The sequence below is a fragment of the Treponema bryantii genome, from assembly GCF_036492245.1.
Classification (GTDB): domain Bacteria; phylum Spirochaetota; class Spirochaetia; order Treponematales; family Treponemataceae; genus Treponema_D; species Treponema_D bryantii_C.
Genome location: NZ_AP025286.1, coordinates 1,138,339 through 1,155,672 on the forward strand (window position 1 = coordinate 1,138,339; position 17,334 = coordinate 1,155,672).

Here is a 17,334-nt window from a genome sequence, read left to right on the forward strand (position 1 = left end):
TGATTTAGTTAGGGGTTATTCCCTAATATAAAAAAAACTTTTTACAAGAGGAAAGGAAAATGAAAAAAATCCTATCAGTATTGTGTGTTCTTACAGTTGCTGCTGCTTTGTTCACAGGATGTTCAAAGAAAGCTGCAAAGGGTCCTGTAACAGTTAATCTCTGGTCATTCACTGACGAGATTCCAGGAATGGTTGAAAAGTATATCGCTGATCATCCAGACTGCGGTTTCACTGTAAACAAGACAATTATCGCTACAACAGAGGGTGCTTATCAGCCAGCTCTCGACCAGGCTCTTATGAGTGGTGGTGCAGATGCTCCTGATATGTATGCAGCTGAAGCAGCATTCATCCTTAAATATTCACAGGGTGATATGCAGCAGTATGCTATGCCTTATAAGGATCTCGGAATCGATATCGATGCTAAGATCAAGGCTGCAGAAATCGCTCCTTATACTGTAGATATCGGATCTAACACAAGTGGTCAGGTTGACGCTCTTGGTTATCAGACAACAGGTGGATGTTTCATCTATCGTCGTTCTATTGCTAAGAAAGTATTCGGATCAGATGATCCAAAAACTATTCAGTCAATTATTGGTGGTGGTTCAGGAAACTGGACAGCTTTCGAAGCTGCTGCTGAAAAGCTTGCTGCTGCTGGTGTAGCTATCGTTTCTGGCGACGGTGATCCATGGCACGCTTTCGAGAACTCTTCAGACAAGGGTTGGATTGTAAACGGAAAACTTTACATCGATCCAAAACGTGAAGCATTCATCGACTTCTCTAAGAAACTTACAGACAAAGGTTGGTCTAACCAGACACAGGACTGGACAGACGCTTGGTTCGCTGACATGAAAGACACTGGTGCTAAACCATGTTTCGGATTCTTCGGACCAGCTTGGCTTATCAACTACACACTCGCTCCAAACTGCGGTGGATCAAAAGTTGGTGAAGGTACATATGGTGACTGGGCAGTTTGTAACTCACCTATCGGATTCTTCTGGGGTGGTACATGGGTACTTGCTAACAAGAATATGCCAGCTGCTAAGAAGAACGCTGTAAAGACACTCATCGAATGGATCACACTTGATGCTTCTAACGATGGTCTCCTTTACAAGTGGGCTAACGGTACACTCAATGGCGAAGGTGGAACAAAAGATACAGTATCTTCAGGTGTTGTAATGGCTAAGTCTAACGGTGAACTTTCATTCCTCGGTGGACAGAACATGTTCGAATACTTCGTACCAGCTAACAAGTACGCTAACGGTAAGAACCTTACACAGTATGATGAGACAATCAACTCTCTCTGGCGTGAACAGGTTCGTGCTTATGCTAACGGACAGAAGAGCCGCGACGCTGCTATCAAAGACTTCAAGCAGAACGTAGCTGATAAGCTTGGTGTTGAGTAATAGACTGACATTCGCTTAATGTTCAGGGCTGTCGTAAGACAGCCCTGATTTGTGCTATTTTAGAGTTTATTTCATATAAAAAAGTTTTGAATTTCTTAAAAAAAGATTAAATCATTTTGAGGTGTCCTACAATGAAAAAAAAAGGAAGTATCAGTTATGCTAAATATGGCTATATATTTAGTATTCCTTTTGTACTTGCGTACTTAATTTTCAGTTTATATCCAACTTTATATACTGCAATTATCGGTTTTACAGACTTAAGAGGTGTAGGTAAAACAACTTGGAGTTTCTTAAAAGGTTCTCATTTCTTTGACAATTATAAAACAATTCTTACATTGCCGACCTTCCATACAGCTTTAAAGAATACAATTAAACTTTGGGTTTGCAACTTTATTCCACAGATGATTCTTGCACTTTTGCTTTCTGCATGGTTTACTAACCGCCGTGTTAAAGTACCTGGAGAGGGAGCATTTAAAGTACTTTTCTATATGCCAAATATTATTACAGCTGCAACAGTTGCTATTTTGTTCGGTGCTCTTTTTGGTTATCCAATGGGACCTGTAAACGATGTTCTTACTCGTTTCCACATCATTGAAAAACCATATTTCTTCCTTCAGAATAAAGCAGTTGCACAGGGAATCGTTATGTTTATCCAGACCTGGATGTGGTACGGATATACAATGATTATCATTATTTCTGGTGTTCTTGGTATTAACCCTGAAATCTTTGAAGCCGCAGATATCGACGGTGCTAACGGATGGCAGGTATTCTGGAAGATTACTATTCCAAGTATCCAGACAATTCTTCTGTTCACTCTCGTAACATCACTTATTGGTGGTTTGAATATGTTCGATATTCCAAACCTCTTTGTTCGCGATAGTGGTCCAGATAACGCAACTTTGACTACAAGCGTTCTTATTTATACTATGGCCTTCAAGGGCGGATATATGTATAACAGAGCTTCTGCACTTTCTATGATTATGTTCATCATTATCGTAATCTGTTCTGCAGCTCTCTTCTTCTCTATGAGAGATAAGGAAGAAGTTAAAGTTAAGAAGCTTAAGAAGCAGGCATTGAAAGCTCGCAAGCAGGCTATGAAACTTGAAGCAAAAGGAGTTAAAAATGAGTAACAAATCTAATGTTCAGATTTATAAGATATTGATAATGATAGTATGTATTATACTTTCTATTTTGAGCATCATGCCATTCATTATCATGTTCGTAAACTCTACACGTTCTACTTACGAGATTCAGCAGCATGCGGTTTCATTTATTCCTTCAAAATTCCTTTTGAATAACTGGAAAGTTCTTACATCTAAGAGCTTTAACCCTGCAAAAGGTTTCTTGAACTCATTGATCGTTTCTTGTGGTATTACAGGTATTACATTGTACTTCTCAACACTTACAGCTTATGCACTTGTAATGTATGACTGGAAGCTTAAGAATGCATTCTTCAGTTTTATCATGGCTATCATGATGATTCCTGCAACAATCACAATTATTGGTTTCTATCAGATGGTTTATAAGATTCATATGACAAACAGATTCCTTATGCTGATTCTTCCTGCAATGGCTGCTCCATCGCTGGTATTCTTTATGCGTCAGTATATGAAACCTTCTGTTTCTCCATCACTGGTAGAATCTGCTCGTATTGACGGTGCAAAAGAATTCTTTACATTTAATGTAATCGTTCTCCCAATTATGAAACCAGCTATTGCTACACAGGCAATCTTCAGTTTCGTAACAAGCTGGAACGATTTGTTCAAGCCACTTATTCTTCTTACAAAGCAGGATAAATATACACTTCCTATCATGGTATCTCTCCTTCGTGGTGATATTTACCGTACAGAATATGGTAGTGTTTATCTTGGACTTACTCTTACAGCACTCCCACTTATCATTGTTTACTTGATTCTTTCTAAGTACATTGTTGCGGGTGTTGCAATGGGTTCTGTAAAAGGTTAATTTTTTTTACTGGAAATTCAAAAAAGACCGTGTTGGAAAGACCATCACGGTCTTTTTTTTTAGGTATTTAAATTTTTATCATGTAGGAAAAATCCATTATGGACTTATGGCATTTTATGAAGTAAACTTATATGATTAAGAAAACGTTGTCGTAAATGATGACGAAGGAAGGGAAATGAAATACGGATATTTTGACGATGACAAAGCAGAGTATGTCATCACACGCCCGGACACTCCTACAAGCTGGAGTAATTATCTTGGCTCTACAGTTTATGGTGCTGTAATTACAAACAATGCCGGTGGCTATGGCTTCTATAAATCTGGTGCTCAGGGACGATTTATGCGTCTTCGTTTTAACGCAGTTCCTATGGATCAGCCAGGACGTTATTTCTATCTCCGCGATCAGGAAGATGGAGATTTCTGGTCTGCATCATGGCAGCCAGTTGGTAAACCTCTTGATCAGTATAAGAGTGAATGTCGTCATGGTACTGCATATACAACTATTACTTCTGAATACAAGGGAATTAAGAGTGAAACAAAATACTATGTTCCGCTTGGACAGAACTTTGAGTACTGGCGTCTTAAGGTAACAAATACTTCTGACAAGGTACGTAAAATCCGCGTATTCTCTTACTGTGAATTTTCTAACCAGTGGAATACAACACAGGATCAGGTAAACCTTCAGTATTCGCTCTTTATTGTAAAGGGTGAAAAAGTAGGTGATAATCTTCTCCGTTATTCAATTCAGGATAACCTTTACATTCAGCATCCTGAATACGAGGTTGGTGGTGCTTATATGAGCGAATGGGTTGCTCTTATTGGTACTCCAATGACTGGTTTTGATACAAGCCGCGAAGCCTTTATCGGAACTTACGGAAGCTATGAGCATCCAAAAGCTGTTGTAGACGGAGCTTGTACAAACTCTGAAGCATTTGGTGATAACTCTTGTGGTACAGTTCAGGGGGACCTTGAATTGCAGCCAGGTGAAACAAAAGAAATCATGCTTATGCTTGGTATTGATGATGCTCTTGCTGTAGGTCAGAAGATTGTAAATGAGTTCGGTACTTTCAAACGTGCAGATGAAGAGTTTGAAAAACTTGTAAACAACTGGCATGCAAAGCTTGGTTCTTTCAAGGCTATTACTCCAGATGAAGATATTAACCATACTGTAAACGTATGGGGACTTTATAACTGTTTGATTACATTTGCCTGGTCTCGTGCAGCTTCTCTTGTATACAACGGAGAACGCGATGGTCTTGGTTACCGCGACTCTGTACAGGATATTCTTGGCGTTTCTGCTGCAATTCCAGAAGAAGCAGAGGAACGTCTTGTACGTATGATTTCTGGTCAGTGCCAGAATGGTGGTGCTGTTCCTGTAATTTCTAAGGACTTCAATGCCGGGCACGAGAAGACTCCAAAGCCGGAAGAGTTCCGTTCGGATGACTGTGAATGGTTCTTCAATGCTGTTCCTTGCTATGTAGCAGAATCAGGAAACTTTGATTTCTATAACAAAGTAGTTCCATACGCTGATGGCGGAGAAGCAACTGTATACGGACACCTTAAGCGTGCCCTTGAATTTAACCTTGAGAGAATGGGCGCAGACGGACTTCCTTGTGGACTTTTGGCTGACTGGAACGACTGTCTTAAACTCGGCTATCATGGTGAATCTTTGTTCGTTGCTTTCCAGCTGCGTCTTGGTCTTACAACTTATGCTGATATTTCTGAACGTCTTGGAAAGAAGGACGAAGCTGCATGGGCTTTGAAAGAGCGTGATACACTTGATGCTAATATCCAGAAGAAGTGCTGGGATGGTAAGTGGTTTATCTGGGCTGTAGGCGAGGATGGAACTGTTTATGGAACTCAGACAATTGAAGAAGGACAGATTTACTTTAATACTCAGGTTTGGGCTGTTATGTCTTCTGCTGCAACTGCAGAACAGGCTCGCATCTGTATGGAATCTGTAAAAGAAAAACTTGCAACTCCTTACGGACTTATGCTCTGTGCGCCTCCATTCGTAAAGACTCGCTCAGACATCATGTCTTCTGTAGTATTCCTTCCTGGTATCAAGGAAAATGCAGGTATCTTCAACCATACACAGGGTTGGGGGGTAATTGCTGAAACAATGCTTGGAAACGGTGACCGTGCTTACGAGTACTGCAAAGCATCTATTCCTGCTGCATATAATGACAAGGCAGAAATCCGCCAGAGCGAACCATATGTAGTAGGACAGACAACTTATTCTACCTTCAGCAAGCGCCCTGGTAACACACGTACTTCATGGCTTTCTGGAGCCGGTACATGGTCTTACTATGCTATCACTCAATATATGCTCGGAATTAAGCCACAGTATGATGGTCTTTTAATTGATCCATGTATCAAACACGACTGGGACGGCTTTACAGTAGAGCGCCGCTGGAGAAAGATGAATCTTCATATTGAAGTAAAGAATCCACAGCACGTTTGCAAAGGTATTGAATATATCGAAGTAGACGGAAAGCGTATCGATGCTGCAGTAATTCCTGTAAGTGAACTCAAAGACGGCAGTAAGATTGTTGCTTACATGGGTAAGGATGCTAAGTCTTCACCTGTTGAGCGTGTTTAAGTCTGATCGATATACTTAATCGATGAATGCGGCGGCAAAGCTTCCTTTAGTGATGTCGTCGTCAATTTGAATAATTTCGAAAGGCTGCTGGAGCAGGTCTTTCAGACGGGCTTCAGCAGTTTGTTTTAGAAGGGGAGTTTTCCAGAAGGTGCTGCCGTTACAGGTAATGCAGATTGGAAGCTCCTCTTTTTCTTTGTCTGAACAGAACGCTGCAGCGTAAATTGCTTCTGCTGAAAGTTTTGCCGAGCGGGTAATAATTACGTAAAAGAGTTCTTTTAATTTCAGTTCGTCCGATGAAAGTTCTTTCTCTGTTTTTGCGAAATATTTATCAAAATCTTTTGTATCAAAATACTCTGGTGCTGCATACGAAGGAGAGAAGAATCCTTCTCTAACTGCTGTTTTTACCATCTCTGTTGCAATATTTCCGAGATATGCTCCTGAACACATTTTTTCCATAAGGGACTGGTTCGGTTGCGTTGTTCTGCTGCAGACTGTTTTGTCAAAATCACTTTGAGGAAGATTAGAAAACATTCCGCATTCTGTTACTATAATCCGCTTGTTTTGAATGTATGCACTGTTCATTCCGGTTCCAAGAATAAAAGCAAGATGTGCGCCCCAGTTCTTTTCTGATTTTTCAACAAAGCTTGAAAGCAGGAGGGCTGTTGTATCATTCAAAACATTTATTTTTTTGATTTTTGTCCAACCTTGAATTTTGAGTTCTGCTAACAGTTCTTTTCCAAGATATGTTCCAACCGCTTCCGGAGCTTTTACTTCTTTTGAGAAACGGATGATTTTTCCATCTCCGTCTTCTGTAATTGCCATTGCGTAACTGAAGCAGAAACTGATTTTGTTTGAGCGGTCTTTAAGACGTGAAATATTCTGTGCTATGGCCTGGTAAAACTGTTTTTTGTTGAGTTCACGGTCAATGGCAGGCATCACCGTTTTCTCGAAATCTGATATTTCAATACCGTCTTTTGTTTTTGTAACAATACAGGAACGGAAGTTTGTACCGCCTGCATCAATCACAATGGCACTTTCACCTTCTTTAATTTTACGAACTGCAGCACTGCCTGCTTTTATCATTGCCTGGTCAGAACCGCCTGTTTTCAAACCTTTTTTCATATCTTCAATAATTTTCTTATGAAGATTATCAGCAATGTTTAAAGTAAAATTGTGACGTTCAAGAAAGTTCTGTGTCTCGTCTGAAATATCCATTTTTAACTCCAGAAATTTATTTGTTAGAGAAAATTGATTCAAAGGAATCTGTGATTTTTGATTCAATTCCCTTAAAATATTTTACTGTTCCAACACGTAGTTTATCTGTACATTCATCATCAGCAATAATAAGTGCACTTTTATGCATCTGAAGTATTGTAACCGGCCACATCTGTGAAACTGATTCTTCAACTGCGTGCTGGAGGGCATCTGCTTTTGCCAGCCCTGTCATCATAATAAGAACTTCTTTTGCATCTGTGATTGTTCCAATTCCAACTGTAAGGGCTGTTTTTGGGACTTTTGTACAGTCACCGTCAAAGAATCTTGCATTTGCTTTTATTGTATCTTCTGTAAGGGTTTTCATTCTTGTATAAGAGGTGAGTGAAGAACCCGGTTCATTAAATGCAATGTGTCCGTCATTTCCGCAGCCACCCAGGAACAGATCAATTCCGCCGGCTTCTTTAATCATCTTTTCATAATTCTCACATTCTTTCTGAAGGTCTTCCGCTGTTCCGTCAAGAATATGAACATTTTCTTTTTTGATATCGATTTTACTGAAGAAATTCTGCCACATAAAATAGTGGTAGCTTTGCGGATGGTTTTCATCAAGTCCTACATATTCGTCCATATTAAAAGTAATGACATTCTGGAATGATATGAGTCCCTTATTGTTTAATTCAATAAGCCGTTCATATACTCCAAGAGGTGTACTTCCTGTAGGTAATCCAATAACAAAAGGTTTTTCTGGAGTAGGGGCAGCTGAATGAATTTTACCGGCTATATAATCTGCCGTCCACTTTGCACATTCCTTGTAGTTATTTTTGATTATAAGTCTCATTATTGTACCTCCAGTTTATTTTTCACGATTTTGCCTTCAATCATAACCAGCTTAATACTGAACAGTTTATCCATAACAAGAATGTCACTGTCATAGGTTGGGGAAAGAATTCCTTTATGAGTGTATTTCATAATTCTTGCAGGATTTACAGAAGCAAACTTAATTGCATCTGTAAGCGGATATCCAAATTGCACAATGTTTTTGATTGCTTTTTTCATTGTAAGTGAAGAGCCTGCTATTACATCATCTGCTTTTCGATGAAAGCACCCGTCCTTAAATACAACTTCTTCACCGTTTGCAAAAAGATGTTCTCCCTTCTGTTCTGTCGGAGTAAGCGCATCTGTAACGAGAACTATCTGAGCACGGTTTTTATCGCGGCCAAGAAGCTTAAACAGGTCAGGATGAACATGTACACCGTCGGCAATTATCTCACAGGAAACTTCTGGATGTATAAGAATTGCTCCGACTGTTCCAGGGTTTCTGTGATGAAGCTGACTCATTGCATTAAAGAAATGTGTTGAATGCAGAATACCCACCTGAATGCCCTCTACAATATTTTCATATTGGGCATTTGTATGTCCGGCCTGTAATATAATTCCTTTTTCAATACAGTGGAGAGCAAGTTCACGCATTCCTTTTAGTTCAGGCGCAACGGTCATATTTACAATATGTCCTTCTGCGGCTTCCCAAAGTTCATCAAAAAGTTTAATGTCCGGGAGTTTTACTGTTTCTGGACGCTGTACTCCAAGCCGCTCAGGAGAAATAAAAGGACCTTCAAGATGAACTCCCATAATACGGGCTCCTTCTTCGTGTCCCATTGCAGCAACAATTGCCTTGAGTTTTGTTTTCATTTCTTCTGTTTCAGAAGCGTACATTGTGGGATTAAAGGCGGTTACTCCGTATTGAGCAAGATCCTTTGACATTTGAAGAATGCCCTCTGTTGTACAGGTATCTGTTCCATTTCCCTTAAAGCCATGAATATGTGTATCTATAAAGCCGGGCATTATGTAATTACCCTTAGCGTCAATAAGTTTCACTTCAGGGCCGAAGTTCATTTTATTGAAACGTTCTTCACTAAAAGTATCCTTGATTTTAGAATCCTCTATCAGAACTGCAGAACGCTGGGTGTTGCTTGTGAGTCCTGAAAGAACTATTCCGTTATGAATACAAATTGTCATCTTTACACCTCCTATTCAAGTTCTCCTTCGTAGTAGCGGTAATCAAGCTGATGTAAAAGTTTTTTATGATATTCAAGTCTCTGTTTAAAATCTTCAAAATCTTTTTTTTCTTCCGGAAGCCAGAGTGTTTCTGCAGCAGCACAGAATCTTGGGAAAAGCAGGTATTCTGCGTTTCGTGAGTGTGGAAGTTTTTCAGTCCAGAGTGTACATTCTCCACCTAAAATCAATTTGCGCTGTTCTGGATTTTCAAGTTTTAATTCTTTTCCTGCAGGAGAGAAGGTGTAGGTTTTTTTTGTAGTAGTTACTCCAAGTCTTCCTGGTTCTTCAAACGAATCTTTATTTTTTAGATTCAGATAGAAACGCTGTGTTGGGGACATTATTACTTTATGATTGAGAGAGGCTGCTTTTATACCTCCTTCTGTTCCTCTCCAGCTTTGAACGATAACATTGTCAGGGAGTTTATTGTGCTTGTTATTATCAAGTACTTCATCCCAGCCGATAGGAACCTTTCCAAGTTTTGCTACCATTGAGGCTATTTTAGTAGTGCCCCAGGCTTGAAGTTGAGCAGCAGAATCTAAACCTTCTGTTTTCATTCGAGCCTGACATTTTGGACATATTTCCCAACGTTCATGAGGACATTCATCTCCACCAATATGAATATAATCAGAAGGAAATAGTTCTGTAATCTTTTTAAGGGCTACTTCATAAATAGTAAAAATATTATCATTTCCCAGACAGAGAACATCAGGAAAAATACCCCATCTGTTTTCTACCTGATAAGGTCCGCCAGTACAACCATATTCCGGATAAGCTGCAAGAAGGGCAGAAGAGTGTCCCGGGAACTCAACTTCAGGAATAATCTGAATGCAGCGTTCCTGTGCATAACGGATGATTTCTTTTATTTCTTCATCTGTGTACCAGCGGCGGATAAGTTTTTCTTCATCATAAAAACCATCCTCTGAAGCTGGCATTGTGTAATCCTGTCTTTTTGATCCGATTTCTGTAAGGCGAGGGTAGCCAGGAACTTCAAAACGCCACCCCTGGTCATCTGTAAGATGCCAGTGGAATATGTTGAGTTTATGCAAAGCGCAGGCATCAAGCATTTTCTTTATAAATGCTGTTGAGTAGAAGGAACGGCTTGTATCAAGTAAAAAGCCTCTCCAGCTGTGTACAGGCTGATCAGTAATATTCAGCTCGGGAAGTTCGTTATCTGTTCCAGAAAGAAGCTGAGCTGCACTGATACATCCATAGAAGATTCCATTCAGGCTTTCTGCCTTTATTCTGATTCCATCATCAGAAAGCGTAAGATTGTAGCCTTCATTTATTTCCTGTTTTTTATCTTGTGGTTGAAGTTCTATAAAAACAGATATTCCTTTATCTGATGTTTTTATTCCAGCAACTTCGAATGCTGTCACTGCTGTTTTGTATAAATCAGCCTTAGAGTCTGTATTTATACATATAGAAACTGATTTTGTGCGGATATTTATAATTTTATTCCCGGTTTCAATTGAAAGCGGTTTTGGAATGATTGTTATTCTGTTGTCCATAGCTCGAATTATAAATCAACTTTTTATGTAAGTACAGAGAAAAAACAAACAAAACGCTAAAAAATGGTGGAAATTCCCTAAAATTCAATAAAATTAACAAAAAATTTGATTGACAATACTGAATAACCGGGTTTAGGATGTAGGTAAGTACAAAGGTTGTACAATAACCTATGACCAATTGGAGGAACCCTATGAAAAAAATGGTAACAGCCGTAATGGTAGCGGCAGCAGTGCTTGGCTCTGTTTATGCGCTGGGCGACAAAAAAACTAAGCAGACAGTTATTACTGTTTTGGATTATCAGGATGCAACAGCTCCAAACTCATTTGAGGATAACAAGCTGATTTGGGAAGCATTCGAAGCTGCACATCCGGATATTAAGATTGAACGTGAGGTACTTTTCAACGAACCTTTCCATCAGAAAACTGCAGCCTATGCAGCTTCAGGAAAAATGCCAGATGTATTCTATATGTGGCCAGCTGGACGTTCATCTGCTATTCATGAAAAGAAACTTGCAAAGGACCTTACTCCATTTATGAAGAAGGATGGAATTTATAATGATTACAGCAAAGCTTGTGTTGATCCTGCAGCTCAGGCATCTGGTTATGTTGCAGAAATTCCATTTGGACTTACAGTAAGCCACATGCTTTATGTAAATAAGGCAGTTCTTGAAGATTGTGGCCTTTCTATTCCAAAGACATATGATGAACTTAAGGCTCAGGTTCCTGTTCTTAAGGCAAAGGGATATGAAACAATTCTTATGGCTAACATGGATGACTGGGTAATGCAGTCTTGTCTCTTCTCTGCCGTTGCAGGACGTTTCGGTGGTGCAGACTGGGCAGATAAGATTAAAGCAGGAAAGGCTAAGTTCACAGACAAATCATTCCTTGATGCAGTAAAATTCATTAAGACACTTTATGATGATGGCGTTCTTTCACAGAAGACTCTTGCAACATCTTATGGTGATGTAGTTGGTCAGTTTGCTTCTAAGAAGGGTGCTTATCTTATTGATGGTGACTGGCGTGTAGGTGCATTCCTTACAGATACTTCTACTGGAAAGGCTCTCATTCCTCCTGCTGATCAGAAAAAGAACATTGAACTCATCAACTTCCCTGAAATTCCTGGTGAAAAGATTCACGGTTCTAACTCTTCAACTCTTGGTGTTGGATATGGTATGAGCTCAAAGCTTAAGAAAGGTTCTAAAGAAGAAAAGGCTGCATGGGAACTCATTAAGTGGCTTTCAGGACCTTATGTTCAGCAGAGAAGACTTGATACTGGAGCTTCATTCCCTTCTTTGAACAGTGGAATTAAATATGACAATATTGAACCTCTTTCTCAGAAGAGAGCTCAGTTCTATACTGCACAAACAATTTCTACTCCTGTATTCGACAGCGTATTTGAAGGTGATGTTCCTTCTGTACTCAATGCTGATCTTCAGGCATTAGGACTTGGAAAGAAAACTCCTGAGCAGGTTTGTAAAGATGTACAGGCTGCCTGGGATGCAAGCAAATAATAAAAACTAACTTTCAGGCTTCCGGTAATTCCTTTCCACCGGAAGCCTTTTTTATAAGGGCGAAAAATATGAATAAAAAGAACCTGATCCTTATTAGCAAGGCCTGTCTCCTGCTTTCTGTGCTGGGCTACTGTATTCCAGTTTTTGATGAAGCAAACGGATTTGCTGCATTTATATATTTCCTTGGTGCCGGAGAGGGTGCTTTGTATACTTCGATTGGAGTTGCACTTATTATAAGCTTTCTGGCAATTGCTGCTTCTATCGTATTTTCTTCTATTTATTTTATTCGTGGGAAAAAAGATAATTACACTTCATCAGCTGCAGTGGTCGACTGGGCTTTAATGGGGCTTGTGATTATTTCAACTCTTTTTGCTTTTATTGCAGTAAAAAAGTTTACCGATGAAGATGTTGATTTATCAGCAGGCTTTTATTTTATGATTTACGGAATTGCAGCTTATGTAATTCTTTATTTGTATTCAACTCTGCTTGGTGAAAATCTATCAACAAAAAAAGAAGAAAAGCGTGCATACTGGATGCTTTCTCTTCCTGCAATTGTATTCTACTTTGGAGTAATGACTTTTCCATCAATTTTCTCCGTTGTTCTGAGTCTTACAAATTATTCAGGTGGATCACTTTTTGAAGCTGGTGCTTTAAAGTTTGTTGGCCTGAAAAATTATATGAAGGTATTCTCAGATCAGTATTTCTATATCTCTCTGAAAAATAACTTCTGGATTGTTTTAGTTTCTGTTTTTGGTCAGCTTCCTCTTGGTTTCTTCCTTGCTTATGTTTTGACACGTGGGCTTGTAAAGGGCAGAGACTTCTTCCAGACTATGATATATCTTCCTTGTGTAATTTCTACAGTAGTAATCGGTATTTTGTTCCAGACCTTCTTTTCTTCTCACGGAGCCTGGACAGAAATCATGAAGTGGTTTAATCCAGCTTATGAATGGACAATGAACTCACAGCCAATGATTCCGGTTCTGTTTGTAATTTTGTGGATGTACACGGGAACTTACTTAATCATCTTTATGGCAAACCTTCAGAAGATTGATCCTCAGATTATGGAGGCAGCAACTATAGACGGTGCAACTGAGTGGCAGGTACTCTGGCATATCATATTCCCTGAGCTTTCCGGTGTATTTGTTATCAGTGCAATTCTTGCAATTTCCGGTTCGTTGAAATCTTTTGACCTTATCTACGTTATGACTGGCGGAGGTCCTGCAAAGCAGACTTATGTTCTTTCTCTTTATATGTTTGATAAGGCATTCCGCGGTGCTTCAGATTATCCTATGGCAAATACAATTTCTACAATCATGGTTGTAATCAGTCTTATCCTGATTGGAATTGTAAAAACACTGGAAAAGAAATTTGGCGCAAAGGAAGAATAGGAGGACTGGAAAATGAATGTATTTGAAAAGAAAGGTCCAAAGCATATTATTGCTCAGACTATTATTTATATTATTTTGATTTTCTTTACCTTTATGGCATTGTATCCGATTTTCTGGCTTCTGTTTTCATCTTTCAAAACAACTCAGGAATATCAGATGACAAGTAAGCTTGCACTTCCGCAGGTATGGTGGTGGAGAAACTATGTTGATGCCTGGATACGAGGAAAGTTTGGAAGTCTGTTTTTGAACAGCCTTTTTTATACCGGTATTTCTACAATTGCAATTCTGTATTTTTCTATTGCTGCGGGATTTGCATTTGCAAAACTTCCGAATAAATCTACAGGTGTTATCTACAAGTCGTTTGTTATTGGAGTTCTGATTACATTGCAGTGTATTATGATTCCTCTGTTCTTTATGGCAAACTGGACAGGACTATATGATACAAGACTTGGAGTTCTTATTTGTTATATCGGTATAGGTATGCCAATGGGAATCTACCTTACTACAGAGTTTATCCGCAGTATTCCTACTTCTCTTGTTGAATCTGCCAGAATTGACGGGGCTCCATACCTTCAGATTTTCTTTGATATCATATTCCCAATGTCAAAGCCGGTTGGAATCACTCTGGCAATTCTTACGATTACCGGAACCTGGAATGAATTCATGCTGATAAATATTCTTGCCAGCAGCGAAAAGATTAAGTCTCTGCCGGTCGGTGTACAGAAGTTCTCTGGAGCATTAGCTTCGGATTACGGTAAACAGTTTGCAGCTCTTATGATCAGCATTATTCCGATTATTATCTTCTATGGTATTTTCAGAAAGCAGATTACTAAAGGTGTTGCGGCTGGTGCTGTTAAAGGTTAAAATAAAGTATGCACGTAAATAATGACTATCAGCGCAATGCGAATCTTTCACGCGTGTTTGAGACCGTGTGGAAGAATCCAAACTTTAGCAGAATTGATATTGCAAGAAAACTTGAACTTTATCGTTCTACAGTTTCGAATATTATTGGAACGCTGGTTGAGTCTAATCTGATTTGCGAAGGAGAGAGAGGAATTCCAACAGAGAAGGGAGGCCGTAAGCCGGTTTTCCTTTCTGTGAATCCTGATTTTGGCTGCGTGATAGGAATTGAGATTCAGCTTGATTGTTATCATGTGGCTGTAGTTTCTTTTGATGGAAGAACTGTTCATGAGGATGACGGAAAAACTCCGGTAAATCCTGATTTATTAGACAAGCCTGAAGAACTTTTTGTTTATATGGTTGATACAATAATCAAAAGTATTCAGGAAGATGTTAATATAAATCCCCTTCGGCCGCTTGCAATCAGCATTGGTCTTCCTGGTATTATTGATATTGATAATGGCGTTATAAAGTATTCTGCACCATTCCGTCTTAAAGAATTTGATTATGCGACTGTACTTGGAAAGCGCTATGGTATTCCTCTCTTTATGGAAAACGATGCCCGCTGCTGTTCATGGCTTCAGCTTGCTTTGAATAAATCTTCTGATAAAAAAGATTTTCTGTGTGTACTTGCAAGAAACTATGCAGGTAACCCTTTGCTGTCTTATCCTGAAAGTTATGGGAAAGGTATCGGTGTAGGTCTTTCGATTACTATGAATGGTCGTGTAATCAATGGAAGAAACTACGGTGTTGGTGAATATATTTCGCGTTCCTGGACAACCTATCAGAAAGGGCAGACCGGACTTCCTGAGGCTGTTCTAAAAACAGTTGATTCAGTAGAAGATTCTTATGCTGAATGGATAAAGGATTTGTTTGGTACCCTTACTATGATGGTGCCACTGCTTGAGCCGGAAACTGTATTTGTTCACGGGCAGCCAAAATTCCGCAGGGATTTCATGCTTGAGGTAATCAAAAAGAATGTACCTCAGTTTACTTCTATAATGGATTATTGTGGTTCTGAACTTGTGATCATGGATGATGATGCCTTTGGGATTTCTAAAGGTGCGGCTCTTATGTGCATTCAAAAATTATATGAAGTCCAGATTCTTGAAGCTAAGCCGTCTTATTCAATTTTGAAATGGGATGAACTTTTTGATCTGCATAAAAGAAGCAGATCAAAAAGTTTATTAGAGTTTTAGTCTTCTAATTTCTTATATTCATAAAAAGTCTTGAGAACATCTTCGTCTGGTTTTGTTGCCAGAGAAACGATGATTGTAACTACAAGACAGATAATGAATGCAGGGAGAATCTCATATACATCAAAGATACCGCCATGGAGATTGTGCCATGCTACTACAGTAGCACCGCCTGCAAGAAGGCCGGCAACTGCTCCTGGCGCTGTTGTTTTTTTCCAGTAAAGAGCGAGTATGATAAGAGGACCAAAAGTTCCGCCGAAACCTGCCCAAGCATAAGAAACGAGTCCGAAGATTGAGCTGTTTGGATTGAGGGCGAGAAGAAGTCCTACAATAGCGATGATGAATACACAGATACGGCTGATAAGAAGAACCTGCTTATCGCTTGCATCCTTTTTGATAAGTCCCTTGAAAATATCCTGTCCGATAGCAGAAGAAGCTGAAAGAAGCTGTGAGTCTGCTGTAGACATAGCTGCGGCAAGAATACCACAGAGGAAGATACCTGCAATGAAAGCTGGGAACATGCGGATCATTGTTTCGCTGAATACTGCTTCCTGAGTTCCTGTTCCGAGAGCCTTAAGACCTGCTGTTGTAACTTCTGCTGGATCTGCACCAAGAATAACACCCTTGTTCAAAAGCCATGCTGTACCGAGAGTTCCGATAAGAACTGCACCGATGTAAGAAATAATCATCCATGTGATACCTACGCGGCGTGCAGTCTTAAGTTCTTTGTTAGAACGGCAGCCCATAAAGCGGATGATGATGTGTGGCATTCCAAAGTATCCGAGACACCATGCAAATGCAGAAATTGCAGACATTGGTGTAAAAGTCTTGTTTCCTGTGAAAGCCTTGAGCATAGCAGAACCAAACTCACCGTTAAGAGCGCGGTTTGTAAAGTTTGAAACCTGATCAACTGCGTTTCCAAAGCCTCCGAGAGTTGCTACGATTACGATACCAGAAATGATGAAAGCGATGAAAATCAAACTTCCCTGGATAAAGTCTGTTGTACAAACTGCTTTATAACCACCAAGGATTGTGTAAGAAAGAATGATTGCAAATCCAATAATGAGGCCTGTATTCCAGCTGAGTCCGAAAACAGAGCGGAAAAGTTTTGCACAGGCTACAAAGCCAGATGCTGTATAAATAGTAAAGAAAACTACAATAAAGAATACTGATACAATAGAAAGAATATGAGTTTTGTCTTTAAAACGGTTTGTAAGGAATTCTGGGATTGTGATTGAGTCACCAAAAGCTACCGAGCATTTGCGCAATGGTTTTGCAATAAAGAGCCATGCAAGGTAAGTTCCTACGATAAGTCCGAAGGCTGTCCAGAAAGTTTCTTTGAAACCGCCGAGGTAGCAGAGGCCTGGAAGTCCCATTAAAAGCCATGCAGAAGAGTCTGATGCTTCTGCCGAAAGGGCGGTTACCCAAGGTCCGACTTTTCTTCCGCCAAGGAAGAAGTCTGCAGCTGAGTTATTACTCTTTGCATTACGAAGGCCTACAAAAACCATGAGACCAAGGTAAAGAACAAAGGCAATAATCATTGCAATTGTCTGAGATGTCATTTGTTATACCTCTTTTAAATATAATGTAG

At 39.6% G+C, this 17,334-nt stretch carries 13 protein-coding genes; 8 read left to right on the forward strand and 5 right to left on the reverse strand.

Going from position 1 to position 17,334, the window contains the following annotated elements; translation table 11 throughout:
- The first annotated feature begins 59 nt into the window (after window positions 1-59).
- From AABJ44_RS05200 to AABJ44_RS05215, 4 genes are all read left to right on the forward strand, one after another.
- Window positions 60-1,403 (forward strand): ABC transporter substrate-binding protein, encoded by a 1,344-nt coding sequence (locus tag AABJ44_RS05200; protein WP_074645566.1) that lies wholly within the window; start codon window positions 60-62, stop codon window positions 1,401-1,403.
- Between the two features lie 131 nt (window positions 1,404-1,534).
- On the forward strand, window positions 1,535-2,533 hold the full coding sequence (locus AABJ44_RS05205) for a carbohydrate ABC transporter permease (protein WP_074645565.1): 999 nt from the start codon (window positions 1,535-1,537) through the stop codon (window positions 2,531-2,533).
- Window positions 2,526-3,368, forward strand: coding sequence for a carbohydrate ABC transporter permease (locus AABJ44_RS05210; protein WP_074645563.1), 843 nt, complete (start codon window positions 2,526-2,528; stop codon window positions 3,366-3,368). Before AABJ44_RS05205 ends, AABJ44_RS05210 begins: the two co-directional genes overlap by 8 nt.
- Before the next feature lie 175 nt (window positions 3,369-3,543).
- A complete protein-coding gene (locus AABJ44_RS05215; RefSeq protein WP_338370880.1) occupies window positions 3,544-5,970 on the forward strand; it encodes a glycoside hydrolase family 94 protein in 2,427 nt (808 codons plus the stop codon).
- A gap of 15 nt (window positions 5,971-5,985) precedes the next feature.
- On the opposite strand, the gene AABJ44_RS05220 is transcribed toward AABJ44_RS05215, so the two are convergent.
- From AABJ44_RS05220 to AABJ44_RS05235, 4 genes are read right to left on the reverse strand one after another with little or no spacing between them, the layout of a single operon-like run.
- Entirely contained in the window at window positions 5,986-7,185 is a 1,200-nt protein-coding gene (locus AABJ44_RS05220) for a hexokinase family protein (RefSeq protein WP_338370881.1), read from the reverse strand.
- A 16-nt stretch (window positions 7,186-7,201) separates the two neighbouring features.
- On the reverse strand, window positions 7,202-8,023 hold the full coding sequence (gene nagB, locus AABJ44_RS05225; protein ID WP_338370882.1) for a glucosamine-6-phosphate deaminase: 822 nt from the start codon (window positions 8,021-8,023) through the stop codon (window positions 7,202-7,204).
- Window positions 8,023-9,201 (reverse strand): N-acetylglucosamine-6-phosphate deacetylase, encoded by a 1,179-nt coding sequence (gene nagA, locus AABJ44_RS05230; RefSeq protein ID WP_338370883.1) that lies wholly within the window; start codon window positions 9,199-9,201, stop codon window positions 8,023-8,025. Before nagA ends, nagB begins: the two co-directional genes overlap by 1 nt.
- An 11-nt stretch (window positions 9,202-9,212) precedes the next feature.
- Entirely contained in the window at window positions 9,213-10,748 is a 1,536-nt protein-coding gene (locus AABJ44_RS05235) for a beta-N-acetylhexosaminidase (protein WP_338370884.1), read from the reverse strand.
- A gap of 191 nt (window positions 10,749-10,939) precedes the next feature.
- Here AABJ44_RS05235 and AABJ44_RS05240 point away from each other — a divergent pair, with 191 nt between their 5' ends.
- The 4 genes from AABJ44_RS05240 (at window position 10,940) to AABJ44_RS05255 (ending at window position 15,746) form a co-directional block, all read left to right on the forward strand.
- Window positions 10,940-12,259: an ABC transporter substrate-binding protein gene (locus AABJ44_RS05240; protein WP_338370885.1), complete on the forward strand. Its 1,320-nt coding sequence runs from the start codon at window positions 10,940-10,942 to the stop codon at window positions 12,257-12,259.
- 68 nt (window positions 12,260-12,327) lie between these two features.
- Window positions 12,328-13,647 carry a carbohydrate ABC transporter permease gene (locus AABJ44_RS05245; protein ID WP_338370886.1) on the forward strand — a complete coding sequence of 440 codons (1,320 nt, stop codon included), beginning with the start codon at window positions 12,328-12,330 and terminating at the stop codon, window positions 13,645-13,647.
- Window positions 13,648-13,659: 12 nt separating this feature from the next.
- Window positions 13,660-14,511: a carbohydrate ABC transporter permease gene (locus tag AABJ44_RS05250; protein ID WP_074645536.1), complete on the forward strand. Its 852-nt coding sequence runs from the start codon at window positions 13,660-13,662 to the stop codon at window positions 14,509-14,511.
- 8 nt (window positions 14,512-14,519) lie between these two features.
- Window positions 14,520-15,746 carry an ROK family transcriptional regulator gene (locus AABJ44_RS05255; protein ID WP_074645534.1) on the forward strand — a complete coding sequence of 409 codons (1,227 nt, stop codon included), beginning with the start codon at window positions 14,520-14,522 and terminating at the stop codon, window positions 15,744-15,746.
- Here the strand turns inward: AABJ44_RS05255 and putP are convergent.
- Window positions 15,743-17,305, reverse strand: a complete 1,563-nt coding sequence (gene putP / locus AABJ44_RS05260; RefSeq protein WP_338370887.1) for a sodium/proline symporter PutP — start codon at window positions 17,303-17,305, stop codon at window positions 15,743-15,745. The two genes, AABJ44_RS05255 and putP, sit on opposite strands and share 4 nt — an antisense overlap.
- Between the last annotated feature and the right edge of the window lie 29 nt (window positions 17,306-17,334).

Excerpts from the sequence above, each read along its gene's own strand:
- AABJ44_RS05200 (WP_074645566.1), top strand. The coding sequence starts at position 60 with ATGAAAAAAATCCTATCAGTATTGTGTGTTCTTACAGTTGCTGCTGCT.
- AABJ44_RS05205 (WP_074645565.1), top strand. The coding sequence starts at position 1,535 with ATGAAAAAAAAAGGAAGTATCAGTTATGCTAAATATGGCTATATATTT.
- AABJ44_RS05210 (WP_074645563.1), top strand. The coding sequence starts at position 2,526 with ATGAGTAACAAATCTAATGTTCAGATTTATAAGATATTGATAATGATA.
- AABJ44_RS05215 (WP_338370880.1), top strand. The coding sequence starts at position 3,544 with ATGAAATACGGATATTTTGACGATGACAAAGCAGAGTATGTCATCACA.
- AABJ44_RS05220 (WP_338370881.1), bottom strand. The coding sequence starts at position 7,185 with ATGGATATTTCAGACGAGACACAGAACTTTCTTGAACGTCACAATTTT.
- nagB (WP_338370882.1), bottom strand. The coding sequence starts at position 8,023 with ATGAGACTTATAATCAAAAATAACTACAAGGAATGTGCAAAGTGGACG.
- nagA (WP_338370883.1), bottom strand. The coding sequence starts at position 9,201 with ATGACAATTTGTATTCATAACGGAATAGTTCTTTCAGGACTCACAAGC.
- AABJ44_RS05235 (WP_338370884.1), bottom strand. The coding sequence starts at position 10,748 with ATGGACAACAGAATAACAATCATTCCAAAACCGCTTTCAATTGAAACC.
- AABJ44_RS05240 (WP_338370885.1), top strand. The coding sequence starts at position 10,940 with ATGAAAAAAATGGTAACAGCCGTAATGGTAGCGGCAGCAGTGCTTGGC.
- AABJ44_RS05245 (WP_338370886.1), top strand. The coding sequence starts at position 12,328 with ATGAATAAAAAGAACCTGATCCTTATTAGCAAGGCCTGTCTCCTGCTT.
- AABJ44_RS05250 (WP_074645536.1), top strand. The coding sequence starts at position 13,660 with ATGAATGTATTTGAAAAGAAAGGTCCAAAGCATATTATTGCTCAGACT.
- AABJ44_RS05255 (WP_074645534.1), top strand. The coding sequence starts at position 14,520 with ATGCACGTAAATAATGACTATCAGCGCAATGCGAATCTTTCACGCGTG.
- putP (WP_338370887.1), bottom strand. The coding sequence starts at position 17,305 with ATGACATCTCAGACAATTGCAATGATTATTGCCTTTGTTCTTTACCTT.